The 15334-nt window shown below is 50.8% G+C and carries 16 protein-coding genes; 10 read left to right on the plus strand and 6 right to left on the minus strand.

Features of this window, described 5'->3' with window-relative positions:
* Positions 1 to 18: 18 nt before the first annotated feature.
* From DW091_RS17970 to ispD, 7 genes are all read left to right on the plus strand, one after another.
* Complete coding sequence (locus DW091_RS17970; RefSeq protein WP_058693662.1) at positions 19 to 984, plus strand: bile acid:sodium symporter family protein; 966 nt, start codon at positions 19 to 21, stop codon at positions 982 to 984.
* Between the two features lie 93 nt (positions 985 to 1077).
* Complete coding sequence (gene yaaA, locus DW091_RS17975; RefSeq protein WP_118518880.1) at positions 1078 to 1839, plus strand: peroxide stress protein YaaA; 762 nt, start codon at positions 1078 to 1080, stop codon at positions 1837 to 1839.
* A 121-nt stretch (positions 1840 to 1960) separates the two neighbouring features.
* Positions 1961 to 2254 (plus strand): YerC/YecD family TrpR-related protein, encoded by a 294-nt coding sequence (locus DW091_RS17980; protein WP_013379420.1) that lies wholly within the window; start codon positions 1961 to 1963, stop codon positions 2252 to 2254.
* Positions 2254 to 3471 (plus strand): pyridoxal phosphate-dependent aminotransferase, encoded by a 1218-nt coding sequence (locus tag DW091_RS17985; protein WP_058693664.1) that lies wholly within the window; start codon positions 2254 to 2256, stop codon positions 3469 to 3471. The genes DW091_RS17980 and DW091_RS17985 overlap by 1 nt, the downstream gene beginning before the upstream one ends.
* A gap of 9 nt (positions 3472 to 3480) precedes the next feature.
* Positions 3481 to 3786, plus strand: a complete 306-nt coding sequence (locus DW091_RS17990) for a PspC domain-containing protein (RefSeq protein ID WP_074618073.1) — start codon at positions 3481 to 3483, stop codon at positions 3784 to 3786.
* 8 nt (positions 3787 to 3794) lie between these two features.
* Positions 3795 to 4259 carry a tRNA (adenosine(37)-N6)-threonylcarbamoyltransferase complex ATPase subunit type 1 TsaE gene (gene tsaE, locus DW091_RS17995; RefSeq protein WP_058693666.1) on the plus strand — a complete coding sequence of 155 codons (465 nt, stop codon included), beginning with the start codon at positions 3795 to 3797 and terminating at the stop codon, positions 4257 to 4259.
* 4 nt (positions 4260 to 4263) lie between these two features.
* Positions 4264 to 4968 (plus strand): 2-C-methyl-D-erythritol 4-phosphate cytidylyltransferase, encoded by a 705-nt coding sequence (ispD, locus tag DW091_RS18000; protein WP_074618075.1) that lies wholly within the window; start codon positions 4264 to 4266, stop codon positions 4966 to 4968.
* Between the two features lie 47 nt (positions 4969 to 5015).
* Here ispD and DW091_RS18005 read toward each other — a convergent pair whose 3' ends face one another.
* From DW091_RS18005 to DW091_RS18030, 6 genes are all read right to left on the minus strand, one after another.
* Positions 5016 to 5822 carry a DUF92 domain-containing protein gene (locus tag DW091_RS18005; protein ID WP_058693668.1) on the minus strand — a complete coding sequence of 269 codons (807 nt, stop codon included), beginning with the start codon at positions 5820 to 5822 and terminating at the stop codon, positions 5016 to 5018.
* 10 nt (positions 5823 to 5832) lie between these two features.
* Entirely contained in the window at positions 5833 to 6501 is a 669-nt protein-coding gene (locus tag DW091_RS18010; RefSeq protein WP_118518881.1) for a phosphatidate cytidylyltransferase, read from the minus strand.
* On the minus strand, positions 6498 to 7361 hold the full coding sequence (locus tag DW091_RS18015; protein ID WP_118518882.1) for a phytoene/squalene synthase family protein: 864 nt from the start codon (positions 7359 to 7361) through the stop codon (positions 6498 to 6500). Before DW091_RS18015 ends, DW091_RS18010 begins: the two co-directional genes overlap by 4 nt.
* Positions 7358 to 8857, minus strand: a complete 1500-nt coding sequence (crtI, locus tag DW091_RS18020; RefSeq protein WP_118518883.1) for a phytoene desaturase family protein — start codon at positions 8855 to 8857, stop codon at positions 7358 to 7360. The genes DW091_RS18015 and crtI overlap by 4 nt, the downstream gene beginning before the upstream one ends.
* A 102-nt stretch (positions 8858 to 8959) precedes the next feature.
* Positions 8960 to 9535 carry an SOS response-associated peptidase gene (locus tag DW091_RS18025; RefSeq protein ID WP_118518884.1) on the minus strand — a complete coding sequence of 192 codons (576 nt, stop codon included), beginning with the start codon at positions 9533 to 9535 and terminating at the stop codon, positions 8960 to 8962.
* Positions 9536 to 9598: 63 nt separating this feature from the next.
* Entirely contained in the window at positions 9599 to 11230 is a 1632-nt protein-coding gene (locus DW091_RS18030) for a hypothetical protein (protein ID WP_118518885.1), read from the minus strand.
* 262 nt (positions 11231 to 11492) lie between these two features.
* On the opposite strand from DW091_RS18030, the gene DW091_RS18035 reads away from it, so the two are divergent.
* From DW091_RS18035 to DW091_RS18045, 3 genes are read left to right on the plus strand one after another with little or no spacing between them, the layout of a single operon-like run.
* Entirely contained in the window at positions 11493 to 12455 is a 963-nt protein-coding gene (locus tag DW091_RS18035) for a thiamine pyrophosphate-dependent dehydrogenase E1 component subunit alpha (protein WP_082669216.1), read from the plus strand.
* A 12-nt stretch (positions 12456 to 12467) separates the two neighbouring features.
* Positions 12468 to 13463, plus strand: coding sequence for an alpha-ketoacid dehydrogenase subunit beta (locus DW091_RS18040; protein ID WP_074618081.1), 996 nt, complete (start codon positions 12468 to 12470; stop codon positions 13461 to 13463).
* Positions 13464 to 13482: 19 nt separating this feature from the next.
* Positions 13483 to 15330, plus strand: coding sequence for a 2-oxo acid dehydrogenase subunit E2 (locus DW091_RS18045; RefSeq protein ID WP_118518886.1), 1848 nt, complete (start codon positions 13483 to 13485; stop codon positions 15328 to 15330).
* Positions 15331 to 15334: the final 4 nt, after the last annotated feature.

The raw sequence follows: 15334 nt of genomic DNA on the forward strand, positions 1-15334 counted from the left end.
ATTGAAAAGAGAGAAAAAATGCAGTATTTAAGCCGTTTTAATACTTTTATCGAAAAGTGGATGCCCCTGGTCACACCGTTGTGCCTGATCATCGGGGTGGTTTTTTCGGCGTGGCTGGGAAGGTTTGCGCCGCTGGTACCCTGGCTTTTTGCCTTTATGACCTTTGCGGGCAGCCTTGGCTCAGGGTTTCGGGATATGAAGAAGATTGCCATGCACCCGGTTCCGCTGATTGTGGTTATGCTGATCCTGCACATTGTGGTGCCGCTCACAGCCTTTCTGGTGGGCAGCCTGATTTTTGACGATCCGCTGCTGGTCACTGGAATCGTGCTGGAGTTTATCGTGCCCACAGGCATCGTGAGTCTGGTCTGGGTCAATATTTATCACGGCAACTCGGCTCTGACGCTGTCGATCATTCTCATCGACACGCTGGCAGCGCCTTTTCTGGTACCCTTCAGCCTGCATGTGCTCATGGGCTCTGCGGTTGAGATCTCGGTTGCCGGTATGATGAAGGACCTGGTGTTAATGATCGCTGTTCCGGCGCTGCTTGCCATGACGCTTAACCATGCCACCAGGGGGCGGGTCAAACATACACTGTCGCCGAAGCTTGCGCCGCTCAGTAAAATAGGGCTTATTCTGGTCGTTATCATCAATTCCACCAAGGTCGCCCCCTTTTTCAGCCAGATGACGCCCACTTTGCTGCTGGTAACCCTTGTTATCTTTCTGCTGGCTGTCAGCGGCTTTATCTGGGGGTTCCTGGCCTCCAAAATTTTCAGGGAGAAGGGCGACGGCCGGGTCTCCATGACTTTTAACAGCGGCATGCGCAACATCAGCGCAGGGGCAGTGATCGCCGGGCAGTATTTTCCGCCAGAGGTCATGTTTCCAGTTATGATCGGGACGCTGTTTCAACAGATTTTGGCCGCCATGGCAGGTTTCTGTCTGGACCGGCTGGCTGGCCGCGAAAATATTGCCGAAAAAGTATCTTAATAAAGCTTGAAAATTTATCAATCCGCTCTCGTAAGAGGGCTTTTTTTAGTGTATACTATATAGAAATATAAAAATGAAAGAGGGTGTGTACGGATGAAGATGATTTTATCGCCTGCAAAGAATCTCAGAACCTTTGAGCTGCCAGGCGCGGTAACCAGTCTGCCAGTGTTTGAAACAAAAACGGCAGAGCTGGCAGATGTTCTTAAAGCCATGACAGAGGATGATTTTAAGGCGGCGATGCGGCTGAGTGATCAGCTGGCTGCCCTCAACAGGGAACGCTGCGCGGCCTTTAGGTTCGATACAGACGGCACACCGGCGCTGCTGGCCTACGATGGGCAGCAGTATAAAGCCCTGGCGGCTGAGACCTTTACGCCGGGAGACTGGCAGTACGCAAATGCGCATCTGCGGATTCTCGATGCGCTCTACGGCGTATTGAAGCCTTTGGACAGCGTTTATCCCTACCGGCTGGAAATGAAAAACAAAATTTTAAAAGAACAGTCGCTGTATGCTTTCTGGGGTGATCTGCTCTACCGGGAGATTACAAAGGACGGTGATCTGCCTGTTGTGAATCTGGCCTCCGGCGAGTACGGCAAAGCGGTTGAAAAACACCTGAAGTCCCCGAGAGAGATGATCACCTGCACCTTTAAGGTCATGAAAAACGGCGAGCCAAAAACCCATTCCACACAGTCTAAGCAGGCCAGAGGCCTGATGGCAGGCTGGATGATCCGAAATCGAGCAGCGGAGCCTGAGACACTCAGAGACTTCGATGAGGACGGTTACCAGCTGGATGAAGCGCTTTCGTCTGACAGAGAGCTTGTCTTTGTGAAAAACATCCCGACAGAGGTGAATTTTTGATATTTCTTTGCTTTAGCTGTTCAGCATGATATAATAATCCCATACACTTTAATGGAGTATAAGATAATTTTAAGTGTTATCAAAGATAATGATTTTAATTTAAGAAAACAGAGGTAAAACCATGGATACAAATGATAAACGCAAAATGCTGGCCCAGGCCATTTTATCAATCGAATCGGAAGAAGAATGCTTTGAGCTGTTAGAGGATATCTGTACCATAAAAGAGGTTGACGACATGGCCAACCGTTTTCAGATCGCCCTTTTGTTATATGAAGGAAAAACCTTTATCGATGTGGAAAATCAGACTGGAGCGAGTTCTGCGACCATCAGCCGTGTCAACCGCTGCCTGAAGCATGGAAAGGGGTACCGTCAGATCATCGAGAGGATGTTTGACCAAAATGAAGGTGAGGATTAATGAGAACTTTTAAAAAATCCAAAAAGCTGGATAATGTCTGTTACGATATCCGGGGGCCGGTCGTTGAGGAAGCCGACAGGATGACGGCGGAGGGGATTGACATTATCATGCTCAATACCGGCAATCCGCCGACCTTTAACCTGAACGCTCCGGACGAGGTTATTCGTGATATTCGCTATAATCTCAGAAGCTCTGAGGCCTACTGCCATTCGAAGGGGATTTTCCCAGCGCGCAAGGCCATCGTTCAGTATTATCAGACCAAGGGACTTATGGATCTGAACGAGGAGGATGTGTATATCGGAAACGGCTCCAGTGAGCTGGTCTCCTTCTGTATGCAGGCATTGGTAGATGACGGCGATGAGATCCTGATCCCGGCGCCGGATTACCCGCTCTGGACCGCCTGCGCCACCCTGGCAGGCGGGAAGGCTGTTCATTATATCTGTGACGAGGAATCCAACTGGTATCCAGATCTTGAGGATATCCGCAAAAAGATCACCCCCAACACCAAAGGAATTGTCGTCATCAACCCCAATAACCCCACCGGGGCGGTTTATCCAAGAGAAATCCTGGAGGGAATTGTAAAGATCGCGGTTGAAAATGAGCTGATCATTTTTGCCGATGAGATCTATGACCAGATTATTTACGACGAAATCGAGCATGTACCCATGGGGACGCTGACCAATGAAACCTTGGTGGTTACGCTCAATGGGCTGTCAAAATCCCATCGTGTTCCGGGCTTCAGAGTCGGATGGATGGTTTTTTCCGGAAACAGAGAGATGGCCAGAGATTATATCGAGGGCATCAATCTGCTGGCCACCATGCGTCTGTGCGCAAACGTACCGGCCCAATACGCTATCCAGACTTCCCTCGGCGGATACCAGAGCATCGACGACCTGGTGCGGCCGGGCGGACGTCTTTACGAGCAGCGCAATATTGTCTATAAACGGCTCAATGAGATTCCAGGCATCAGCTGCGTTAAGCCCGACGGTGCGCTGTACTGCTTCCCGAAGGTTGACATCAAACGCTTTAACATTACGGATGATGTTCAGTTTGCTCTGGATTTCCTGAAGCGTGAACGCGTGCTGCTGGTACAGGGCACAGGCTTTAACTGGGCAGAGCCCGACCATTTCAGAGTGGTCTTTCTGCCGGCGCCCACACAGCTTGAAGAAACCATGGATCGCCTTCAGCGCTTCATGAGCGGTTATATACAAGGATAATACAATTTTATGAGTAATCGAAAAAAACGTCTGCTCAGAGACAAGCAAAACGGAATTATCTCTGGCGTGTGCCAGGGGATCGGGGAATATCTGGGCGTTTCGCCCTGGATATTCCGGGTGTTGTTTATTCTGCCCGTACTGCCGTTTGTACTCAACTTTATCTCCGGTTTGGTCAGCATTCTGCTCTATGTGCTCTTATCCGCAGTGATCAAGGATAAGGGCGGCAGCGCAGGTGCGGGCCAGGACGACAACGTGGTCGAGGTTGAGTATGAGATTGTCGATGACGAAGACGATCAGAAAAAATCGGATAGTTAGGAATGTTCATGAAAATCACGATAAAAACGGAATCTCCCGAAGCCACAAGGCAGCTGGGAGCAGATTTCGGCAGTCTGTTAGGCGGTCCTCGTACGATTCTGCTGACAGGAGGTATGGGAGCCGGCAAAACAGCTGTCACAAAGGGAATTGTTGAGGGGATGGGCATCTTTGATGATGTCAGCAGCCCGACTTATACCCTGGTCAACGCCTATGAGGATGGAGATAAAAAGGTCTATCATTTTGACCTGTACCGCCTTGGCGACCCTGAGGAGCTCTATGAAATGGGTTTTGAGGACTATTTGGACGAGGGATGCAGTCTGATCATTGAATGGCCTCAGGTGGCCGGTGATTATCCCTTCGCATCTAAAATAACCTTTGCGCTTGATCAGACTGAAAAACCGGATGAACGTCTCATTACCATTGAGACAGAGGAAGCAGCAATCATTAACGGCCTTAAGGAATTGGGATGGTGAAAGCATGGAAAAAATAAAAACCAGTGTCATTATTCCCGCTGCCGGTCAGGGGACGCGAATGAATGCGCCCATCAACAAGCAGTACCTGACCCTGAGGGGAAAACCGATTCTGTCCTATACGCTGGATGTTTTTGAGCGCTGCTCTCTCATTGATGAGATCATTCTGGTTATCAATAAAAATGAGTTTAAAATCTGCCGACAGCAGGTTTTAGCCCCTCACAATTATTCTAAGATCAAGCTGGTGGAGGGCGGATCGACCCGTCAGAAGTCCGTTTATGAAGGCCTGAAAAAAGTAAGCCCTCAGACCGATATTGTACTGGTCCATGATGGTGCAAGACCCCTGATTAAGGAAGATATCATTGTTCAGAGCATCTATGAGACCATCCAGCATAAGGCCACCATTGTGGCAGTGCCAGCCAAAAACACCATCAAGGTGGTTGAGAAGGACGGCTTTGTGGAGTACACGCCCAACCGGGACTTTCTTTTTGAGATCCAGACGCCCCAGACCTTTACCTATGATCTGCTTCTGGACGCCCATGAGAAGGCTATTCAGGAGGAGGTGGAGGGCACCGACGATGCCTTTTTAGTTGAGCGAATGTGTGTGCCGGTGAAAATTGTTCGGGGACACTACAATAATATTAAGATAACAACGCCTGAAGACCTGATCATCGCGGAGTCGCTCATCGATCTTTTTTCAGGCGAGCATTAAAAAAGACCATTTTCCAGTGGGAAAATGGTCTTTTTGTATGTGTCTTTTTATAAAAGATTAAAGAAGATGCTGCCAAGGAGTCCGGCAGCCATACCGCTCAGAAAATTGACCACATCATTGTTCATGATTTTAAAGCCCTTGACCAGCACCGCTGCCTCGCCGTGATGCTCGGTTTTTTCGGTCAGACGTCCACAGCTGATACAGCGGTACTGAGCCTGGACCACAGCACCCAGGACACTGTCGGTCAGACAGCCCAGAAAACCGCTGATTGTGATGATGAGCACCCATGAAAGGCGGAGAACCGGAAGCTTCCAGACCAGACCGCCAGCCAGGCAGAAAACCAGAGCGATAAACAGCGCCCCAGCAAGAGCGGCCGCCATGCCCAGTGGGCTCACTGCGCCCGAGGTGCCGGCCTCCATGGGTTTAAAGCCAATGATGGAAACCGGCGGCTTCCGATTTAAAACGCCGATCTCCGAGGCCCAGGTATCTGCGTTGGAGGCGGCAAAGGAGGCGGCGAAAATGATAAGGAAAACAGGATTCTGATAGAACCAGAAAAGGATCGCCGCTGCCATACCCGGGGCGCCATTGGCAAATACCTGTACAGCGTCGCGCTGGCCGCCCTTTTCATTGAGCTGCTGGGCCGCCTCTTTTTTGCTGGATTTGATAAAGGTCAGCAGGCTGGAAGAAATAAAAAAGGCGATCATAGTCAGCCAGAATAAGAGGCCGCCGCAGAGGTAAATAACTGTGCCGAGCACCACTGCCGCCATGAAGCCGCTGGTGCTTAAGGCCCTTTTTTTATAGGCGGCAAAACCGATGAGGGCGCTCAGGAGAGCGCCGAGTAGTAAAGCTTTCATTGATTACTCCTTAAAAAAACAGCTGGTATAGAAAAAAGGTGAGCAGGGGAACCGTCAGGTTATCAAGCCCAAGGGGGGAGACTGCCTCCACTACCGTGGCAAAAATCGCGAGAATCAGAGCCTGAAGCAGGATGGTTCCCAGAAAAACCGGAGTCGCTGCCCAGAGGATCACAGCGCAGACCAGAAAGGAAACCGCCAGCATGGTCAGACTGCCCACGTAGCTTTTGGTGTTGCCGAAAATATGGTACTTCATTTTGCCAAAACGCTTTCCCACCACCGCGGCCAGACCATCTCCATATCCCATGACAAAGACGCCGAGGGCTCCGGCGTAGGGCAGACTGTAGCCGCCAAAGCACAGAATGGTCAAAATCAGCAGGGAGATGGGGTAATAGACCGTACCCAGGTCGCCACTGCCCTCGTGGCGTTCCATAGCGCTGAACAGGTCTTTTCGGTAGGAGATGGCGTTGAGCACAATAAAGGCTGCCGGCGCCACCGACGCCCACACCACGTTATTAAAGCAGAACATGGCAATGAGCCACCAGTTGGAAACCCCGATGTGCACAAGCTTACGGGAGCCTTCGGCGGACAGGCCGCGCTTTTGCAGCAGTGTGGACAGGCCCAATACTATAAAAACATAAATAAAGGATAAGATGATCCCGAGAAGGTTAGTGTCAATCATAAAGGATTACCTCTCAAATTTCGGACAGCCTCGCTGCTCTGGCGGTAGAGTAAAAGCTGCCGTGCCTTTGGCACCACAGCCCGTTTGCTGAAGCAGTCGTAATGGTTGTCCCGGACAGCGGTCAGAATCTGCCGGTAAAGGACAGCAGCCAGGAGTACAGGCAGACGGCTGTCTGCGTCAAACAGGGGAAGTCCCATCAGCGCTTTTTTATAAAGAAATTCAGACCGGCGGGCCTCATATTCCCAGAGCTGCTTAAAAGTGTAGTTAACGGTCTGGCGGCGCAGCTCGTCGTCTGAGTAGCCATAAAGTAGCTGGATTTCCCGGGGAATATAGATCCGGCTGTTTACCAGATCCTCACCCACATCCCGGAGGATGTTGGTCAGCTGCATGGCCTTGCCAAGATCCACTGCGTTTTGCTCTAAAAGGCGGTGATGCTTTGAGAGTACAGGCAGGATCATGAGCCCTACACTGCCGGCCACGTAATAGCAGTAATCCTCAAGGGCAGTCTGGGTGGCGGGCTGCTCAAAACTTAGATCCATACGCTGGCCGGTGAGCATGTCGTCAAAGGGGGCTAACCCGATATTGTAGTGTTCTACCGTGTGACGGAGGGCCCGCCACATAGGATCATCTGGGGTGATGCCGGCCTTAAAAGACTCGAAGGTTTCCTGAAAAGTCTCAAGTCTGCGGCGGTCCCGCTGTATATCGGCCAGATCATCAGCCCTTCGGCAAAATGCATAAATGGCAAAAATGGACAGAGCCTTTTGACGGGGCAGCGCCGAAAAAGCCCGGTAAAAGCTCTTGGAATTTTTTCTGATCACGTCCTCACAGAAGGCGTAATCCCGTTCGAGGGAGGTACTCATAGCAGTCCGTCATCCTTTAAAAGCTCATCTACCGCCAGCTTGGCTGAGGTGAGGACAATGGGCACTCCGGCGCCGGGATGCACACTGCTGCCACAGAAATAAAGACCCTCACAGTGATCAGCCTTGTTGTGCGGGCGGAAATAATTACTCTGGAACAGTGTTGGTTTCAGCCCAAAGGTCGCGCCGTTATAGGCGTGAAAGGTGTCCTGAAAATCCAGAGGGGTCAGGCTTTTTTCAAAGATGATGTGGCTTTGAATATCCTCAAGCCCCGGGATGGCAGACAGCTTCTCCAGAACCTTGCTGCGGTAATTCTTGACGGTCCGGTTGTCCCACAAAATATCGCCCTTGGACAGTTCGGATACAGGTACCAGCACGTAAAGGGCCTCGCATCCCTCCGGAGCCATGGACCCGTCAATTTTTGAGGGCACATACAGGTAGATGGAGGGGTCCTCTGGCAGGGTATAGGTCTCAAAAATTTCCCGGACATTCTGGTCAAAATCGCCGCCGAACCGGATATTATGCACAGACAGGTTTGGCAGCTTTTTATCCAGACCCAGGTAGAGGAGAAAACAGGAGCAGGAGTATTCCAGCTCGTCGATCTTATCGTCTGTATATTTACCCTTTGCCTCCTTGTTACGAATCAGAGATTTCATGGCATAGGGAAAATCCGCGCTGCAGACGATGTAGTCTGGGGATTCCACAGTATCACCAATGTGGACGCCCACAGCCCGGCCGTTTTCAATGTCGATGCAGTCAACCGGTGTGTCCAGCCGCAGGGTGCCGCCAAGCTCCTTAAAAAGACGCACCATGCCGTCAGCCATGGTATACATGCCGCCAGGCATGTACCACACGCCGTAGAGCAGCTCGATCATGGGGATAATGGTGTAGATCGAGGGGCCCTGATAAGGTGAAATACCAATGTAAAGAGTCTGGAAGGCCAAGGCCTTCCGCAGATTTTCGTTTTGCACAAATTTGGAAATGGAGGTGTAGGCGTCGTCAAAGGTTTTGAGCTTCATGGCGTTGGCCAGGGATTTGAGATTGTAAAAATCACCGCGGTCCCGGAAGGATTTGTCAATAAACTCATCCTTGGCCACCAGATAGCGCTTGTACACATCGGCCAGATAGTTAAAATAGCCAAGGGTATCCTCGGGACTGATGGCCTCCAGCATACTGGTCAGCTCGGTCAGCTCGGAGGATACCCGCTGCTGTTCACCGTCTGGAAAGGTGAGGACATACATGGGGTCCAGCCGCTTCATGGGAATGTAATCCTCGGGGTTTTTTCCGGCGTATTCAAATATTTCTCTGTAAATATCGGGCATCATGACAATGGTGGGCCCCACGTCAAAGGTAAAGCCCTGGTCCTTGATCTGATTCATTTTACCGCCAGCCTGCGGCAGACGTTCACAGATATCGACCTCGTAGCCGTTTTTTAAGAGGCGGATACCCGCTGCGAGTCCGGCTGTTCCGGCACCTATAATTGTAACTTTTTTGGCCAATTTAATCAGCTCCTTATTGTTTTGTTTAAAGGTTATATACCCTTAAACCGAAAAAGGAAACTATTAAGCGATGTGGCAAATAGTAAATCTATCGAGCTTCGCCTATTTTACACAACGCCGGACCAGCTCTGGCGGCGCTGTACGGATCAGCTCAAGGGCGGCGTTAGTGTCGTAAAGCCAGGCCTCTGCCTGATCTTCTGGGATGATGACCGGCATCCGGTTGTGGATCTCAGCTACCAGACTGACCGGCTCCCGAGTCAGAATGACAAATTCACGTCTGTCCCCTGCCTTCCGGTAGATACCTGCCAGATAAATGAGGGAAGAATCGCTGCCCTCAAAGACAAAAAGCTTTTTCTCGGGTGTCCATTCATAAAAGCCCTCGGCGGGAACCAGGCAGCGCTGGTTTAAAAAATCCTCCCGGAAGGTTTCTTTTTGAATAAGGGTTTCGGAACGGGCGTTGATGATCAGCGTTTTTCGGCGGGGATTGGGATAACCCCATTTCATAACTGTTGCTGTCCTGCCGTTTTTATCTCCGGCCACATAAACTGGCGCGTATTCTGAGGGTGCGATGTCACCCTTTGGCACAGGAACAGCGGGCGCTGTATTTGTCAGAGCCTGCCAGAGTCTCTGGGCCTCCGGAACGGTTTTATGTGAGAATAGGGTATAGCGTCCGCACATAGACAGACCTCCTTTATAAAACTGTCCATATTATACCCTGGGCAGCTGAAAGCAGACTTTAGCTTAGCAGGCGCGTTTACCCGCAAAAGCTGCTGTTCCTGTGAGAAATGCCGTCAGCAGGGTAAAGGGCAGAACCGGTGAGGCGGCGTTATCCGCACTGGTTTTGGGATTGACTGGACTGGCGGGAGTTACCGGCTGCGGCGCTTCTGGTTCGGCAGTCTGTGACGCGTCCGGTACAGCGAGGGCAGCGCTGTAAACAGCGTTGTTATGACTGTCATAGGCAGTAACATGAACACCAAGTGTTTTGCCGGACATGCTCTCGTCAATGGGAATATCATGCTTGAACTCAAGCTCGGAAGGACCGGAAGCCCGTGTTAACGTGTCGACAGGCTTATCGACATCCAGATCGACGCCATCGCCGGTGATGGCATAATGAAGCCTGGTAATTTTGTTGTTTAAGGTATAGGAATTGTCACCATTGTCGATAATGTCCTCAGAAGCCAGCTGAATGGGTGCAGTAACGCCGTAGATTGCGAGGGTTTCGCCAGCAGCCCCGCATGTAATGCCATCCCTGGTGTTAAGATCTGTCTTAGTGACCGTATCAGCCGCATCGTAAGTGTTTTCATCCGTATCGCCTGTGATTACCTCAGCGCGGGTAAAAGCAACCTTTTGTCCGGCAGGCAGCGCTTCCAGTTCAGCTTTAACAGTGCTGCCGTCAACGGTGAGAGAAGGCTCTCCAATATTGTAGTAGTAAAAGGCCATGCGGTCAGGGTTGTCAATGACGCCCTGGGCCTGAAGAGCGCCGAGCTCAACGCTGTAGCTGGAGCTTGATTTTTTCAGGTTGTATAAAACACAGTGAACCTTGCCAGCAGCGTACTCGGCCGCATCAGCTGCGCGCCATTCCGGCAGGATTTCACAGAAAATACTTTGCGACCAGTAGCCAGGAAAGGGGTCGCTGTAAACGCGGTAGCCCTTATCTCCAGCCCAGGCCTTTATAAAATCAAGGTGTTCATCGGGAGAAAAACGCGCCAGAATCTTGTTCTCAGAAACGCCGATGGTGATGGTCTTTTGAGCCTGAGCAAGCATTGTGGAATCCGGCGCCTCCAGCGTAGCTGTAATGGTGTAATCCCCTTCAGAAAGCTCTGGGTAGGGTAGGCCATTCGCGTCCCGCCAATTCATCTGGTCAATATCATTGCCTCCTGCGATCATGGCATAGAAGGCATCATCATTATAGTAGCACTTGATGGAGGCGTTGTTAAAGTCGCTCCCATTAACAGGGTCTTTGCTGATCAGCTCTGGCATGCCGGAGTTTTTGATATCCTCCTTGGTAACCGGGCTGTAATAATTCAGATTGCTGGGAAGATAGAGACTTGTGTTTGATTTGATCGAGGTAGTGACCTTTCTGACAGTGGTGCCTTCTGTATCTGTCAGCGAAACAGTCAGGGAGGCGTTATCGGGTAGGCTGCTGCCGTTTTCAATGCTGCCGAGAACATAAAAATTCCTGCCGGGCGCAATGGTGGTTTCTGCTTCGGAAGGTGTTTCGATGATCAGAGACGGGGAAGACACAGACGCAGCGTTAACTTCCTCAGCCAAAACCCCTAAGGGCCAGCCAAGCAATGTCAATGCCGCAAAAATGCAGCAAAAAAGCCTTGAAAGACGGCTTTTCAAACAGGATGGGCAGGTACTTAATTTCATAATAAACCTCTCCTTTTAAATATAATCATAAAAACAGTATATCATGTAAAAAGGCCCGCAACAACTGGCTTTTGCGGTCTTGAAAAACATTTGAAGAATTCAGAGAGGTGTTTCTGCTTCATTCTTTTTTCAGAAGGGAATTAATACTTTCCTTTTAAGCCAAAAAAAGCTATAATATTATATAATAAATAATAATAATGGGTAAATAGGACATTTGCCCAGCCTTAGAACATCAAAGATACGAAGATTTGGAGGATTATCGATGATGGAATTTGATAAAGAATTATTAACAAAAATGTACTATAGAATGAACCAAGCCCGCTTCTTTGAGGAAAAGGTAGCCTGGCTGTTTTCAAGGGGGCAGGTCCATGGGACAACGCACCTGTCCATGGGACAGGAAGGCTCTGCCGTTGGGGCCTGTCTGGCTCTGGACGAGGGAGACCTTGTGTCGCTGACGCACCGCGGCCACTCCCAGGCCATTGGTTTTGGCCTTGACGTCAGGCTGATGATGGCTGAATTTTTAGGCAAGGAAACCGGCTACTGTAAGGGTAAGGGCGGTTCCATGCATATTGCGGATTTAAAATCCGGAAATATCGGGGCAAACGGCGTGGTCGGCGGTGGTTACCCGCTGTCCTGCGGCGCGGCCTTGACCCAGAAATACAAAAAAACCGGCAAAATTGTGCTCTGCTTTGCAGGCGACGGATCAACCAATGAGGGGAACTTTCATGAATCCCTGAATCTGGCGTCGGTCTGGAAGCTGCCGGTCATTTTTTATGTTGAAAACAATTTATACGGTATGTCAACCCCCATCGAAAAGCATATGAATATCGAAAACATTTCGGACCGTGCGGCGTCCTACGGTATTCCGGGGCTTACCATTGATGGGAACGACATAATTGAGGTTTATAAAATTGTCCGTAAGGCTCGTCAGTACGCCCATTCCGGCAAGGGCCCTGTGCTCATCGAAAGTAAAACCTACCGCTACAATGGCCACTCCAAAAGTGACGCTCAGGTTTACCGCAGCAAGGAGGAAGTGGAAGCATGGCGGAAGAAAGACCCCATCACCCGCTTTGAGCGCTATCTGGAGGAAGACAAAGTCATGCTTCCAGATCAGATGGCCCAGATAAAAGAAGCGGCGCACCAAAGTATTGAGGACGCTGTAGAATTTGCCAAAAACAGTCCTGAACCGCCAGTCACCGCAGTTCTGGAAGACGTATACGCTTAGGAGGTGCTTTTTATGAAAATGCAGGAAATGACTTATCGCGAAGCAATCCGCCTGGCCATGTCAGAGGAAATGCGGCGCGACAACGATGTGATTTTTATGGGAGAGGATATCGGTGTCTACGGCGGAGGATTTGGTGTCTCTGTTGGCATGATCGACGAGTTTGGTGAGGAGCGCGTTATGGATACGCCCATCTCCGAGTCGGTGATTGTAGGAGCAGCGGCGGGAGCGGCTGTGACAGGGCTTCGTCCCATTTGTGAAATGATGTTTATGGATTTTATCTCCTTTGGGATGGATTCCTTAGTGAATCAGGCGGCCAAGCTTCGTTATATGTTCGGCGGTGAGGCCCAGGTGCCCATGGTCGTGCGCCTGCCATCGGGCTCCGGTACGGGAGCGGCGGCACAGCACTGCCAGACGCTGGAGGCGTGGATGTGCCATGTGCCAGGGCTTAAGGTGGTTACGCCATCCACACCGGCTCAGGCAAAAGGGCTCTTAAAAGCGGCGATCCGGGATAACAACCCGGTTTGTTTTATTGAGCATAAGCTTCTTTACAAAATGAAGGGCATGGTACCCGTCGATGACAATTATCTGGTACCCATCGGTGAGACCTTTGTGGAGCGTCAGGGAACAGACGCCACCATTGTGGCCTGGGGTACGCTGCTTGTAAAGGCCATGGAGGCGGCAGAAAAGCTGGCTGAGGAGGGCATTGAGGTAGAGGTTATCAATCCGATGACGCTTTATCCCATGGACATGGGGCCCATTATGGAATCCGTCAGAAAGACCGGCCGACTGATCATTGCTCACGAGGCTGCCAAGACTGGCGGCGTTGGCGGGGAGATTGCCGCCCGGATTGCAGAGAGTGACTGCTTTGACTATATGGACGCGCCCATTATCCGTCTCGGAGGGCTGGATGTGCCCATTCCATACAACCGTAATCTGGAAGCCGCCGTGGTACCACAGATAGAAGACCTTATGGATGCCGTTTATCAGGTAGTCGGATGCGACGATTAAATAGAAAGGGATTACAAATATGGCAGCAGATATTATTTTACCAAAGCTAGGAATGGACATGCAGTCCGGAACCATTATGACATGGTATAAAAACGAAGGAGATACCGTCAAAAAAGGCGAACCGCTGTTTGAGCTCATGACCGATAAGGTCAATATTGAGGTTGAGGCTGAGGACAGTGGGGTGCTTTTGAAGCGCTACTATGAAACAGGCGTGGAGCTGCCGGTATTTACAGTCATCGGCTGTATCGGTCAGGCAGGAGAACAGGTGCCGGAACATCAGGCAGTTTCGCCGCTTAATAATATGCAGAGCCCGGGCCACCTCACGGATGAGGACCGCGCAGCGCTGAAGGCCATGCGCAGCTCCACACGCGAAGGCTTTTCAAGCGCGGGCAGAACCATTCGCGCCACACCGTCTGCCAGACGTTTGGCGGCAGAGCATAAAATTGATCTGTCAAATGTAACCGGCAGTGGCCCTAAGGGACGTATCCAGGTAGAGGATATTGAAGCATTGCTGAACATGTCGCAAAAAGTGGCGAAAACCGAAGTGCCGCAGCAGAAGGTTTTTACAGAACCAGAGGAAGAAAAGCTTGAGGAATCAGAAGCTCCAGAAGAAAGCGCCCAGATGACTGAAAAGGCAGAAGAAGTCTTTACCGCAGAGCCAAACCCGGGAATGACCGGAGCACTTGATATGACCCTCGAGGATCTGGTGGCCGGAATGGGCAGCCTTGAAGCCGAACTGAGCAGTGAAGCTCACGAGGAGGATGTTCTGGAAAATGCTGCCAAAGCCGAGGAAACAGCGGCGGAAGAAGCACCGCATGCGCTCAGTGCGTCACCGCTGGCAGAAAAAATGGCGGCGGTCGAAAAGATTGATATCCACAGCATTGGCGAGGGCAGCGGGCCCGATGGGCGTATCATGAAGGAAGATGTCCTGAAAGCGATGTCCGAAGAGGCGAGCCGCCATGAAAGCGTGATCGAGGAGGCTGAGATTCAAAAAGAAACAGCCACACCAGAAACGCCAGAAGAGGTAATGCCAAAACCGGAGCCACAGCCTGAAAAAACGGAAGAGCAGCCAGCACCAGACAGCAAAGATGAAGAGGAAATCATTGTCGTCACTGTGCCTGAGCCAACCACCCCGGCGGCAGAGGAAGTGGAAGAAGCCGCTGAGAAGCCACTGGTGAAGGGCAGGCTTGAAGCCATGCCGGCAAAACGCAGAATTATTGCGGACCGCATGGTTAAGAGCAATCTTGAAAACGCAGTGATCACTCTGACCACAGAAGTCGATATGACCGAGGTTAAAGATCTGCGCAAGAAAATCAGCAAAAAGGTCGAGAAGGAAACAGGCTACCGCTGTACCTATACCGATTTCCTGTTGGTTTCCGTTTCAAGAGCTTTAATGGAACATCCCTATATCAACAGCAGCCTGTGTGAGGACGGCGTTGTACTGCACGATTTTGTGAACCTGGGTATGGCTGTGGGAATGGATGACGGACTGATCGTTCCCGTTATCCGCGACGCTCATACTGCAAGCTTTTCCGAGATGGTCGAAAAACGCAGCGAGCTGCTCAAACTCGTTAAGGCGAAAAAGCTGACAGGTGACCATTTTAAAGACAGTACCTTCACAGTAACCAATTTAGGCATGTACGGTATCCTGGAGTTTACCGCTATTATTAACCAGCCAAACAGCGCTATTTTAAGCGTTGGCGAGGTGGTAGACAGGGTTCGTATCTTTAAAGGTGAGCCCACTCCGAGGTCTGTAATGAAGATCAGCCTGAATCTGGATCACCGTGTGGCGGACGGTATGGCAGGCGCCAAGTTCCTCCAGACCGTCAAGAGCTATATGGAAAATCCGGCCCTGCTGCTATTCTAAATTC

The organism is Eubacterium sp. AM05-23 (genome assembly GCF_003477535.1).
In the GTDB taxonomy this organism is placed as follows: Bacteria; Bacillota; Clostridia; order Eubacteriales; family Eubacteriaceae; genus Eubacterium; species Eubacterium maltosivorans.

Excerpts from the sequence above, each read along its gene's own strand:
- DW091_RS17970 (WP_058693662.1), top strand. The coding sequence starts at position 19 with ATGCAGTATTTAAGCCGTTTTAATACTTTTATCGAAAAGTGGATGCCC.
- yaaA (WP_118518880.1), top strand. The coding sequence starts at position 1,078 with ATGAAGATGATTTTATCGCCTGCAAAGAATCTCAGAACCTTTGAGCTG.
- DW091_RS17980 (WP_013379420.1), top strand. The coding sequence starts at position 1,961 with ATGGATACAAATGATAAACGCAAAATGCTGGCCCAGGCCATTTTATCA.
- DW091_RS17985 (WP_058693664.1), top strand. The coding sequence starts at position 2,254 with ATGAGAACTTTTAAAAAATCCAAAAAGCTGGATAATGTCTGTTACGAT.
- DW091_RS17990 (WP_074618073.1), top strand. The coding sequence starts at position 3,481 with ATGAGTAATCGAAAAAAACGTCTGCTCAGAGACAAGCAAAACGGAATT.
- tsaE (WP_058693666.1), top strand. The coding sequence starts at position 3,795 with ATGAAAATCACGATAAAAACGGAATCTCCCGAAGCCACAAGGCAGCTG.
- ispD (WP_074618075.1), top strand. The coding sequence starts at position 4,264 with ATGGAAAAAATAAAAACCAGTGTCATTATTCCCGCTGCCGGTCAGGGG.
- DW091_RS18005 (WP_058693668.1), bottom strand. The coding sequence starts at position 5,822 with ATGAAAGCTTTACTACTCGGCGCTCTCCTGAGCGCCCTCATCGGTTTT.
- DW091_RS18010 (WP_118518881.1), bottom strand. The coding sequence starts at position 6,501 with ATGATTGACACTAACCTTCTCGGGATCATCTTATCCTTTATTTATGTT.
- DW091_RS18015 (WP_118518882.1), bottom strand. The coding sequence starts at position 7,361 with ATGAGTACCTCCCTCGAACGGGATTACGCCTTCTGTGAGGACGTGATC.
- DW091_RS18025 (WP_118518884.1), bottom strand. The coding sequence starts at position 9,535 with ATGTGCGGACGCTATACCCTATTCTCACATAAAACCGTTCCGGAGGCC.
- DW091_RS18030 (WP_118518885.1), bottom strand. The coding sequence starts at position 11,230 with ATGAAATTAAGTACCTGCCCATCCTGTTTGAAAAGCCGTCTTTCAAGG.
- DW091_RS18035 (WP_082669216.1), top strand. The coding sequence starts at position 11,493 with ATGATGGAATTTGATAAAGAATTATTAACAAAAATGTACTATAGAATG.
- DW091_RS18040 (WP_074618081.1), top strand. The coding sequence starts at position 12,468 with ATGAAAATGCAGGAAATGACTTATCGCGAAGCAATCCGCCTGGCCATG.
- DW091_RS18045 (WP_118518886.1), top strand. The coding sequence starts at position 13,483 with ATGGCAGCAGATATTATTTTACCAAAGCTAGGAATGGACATGCAGTCC.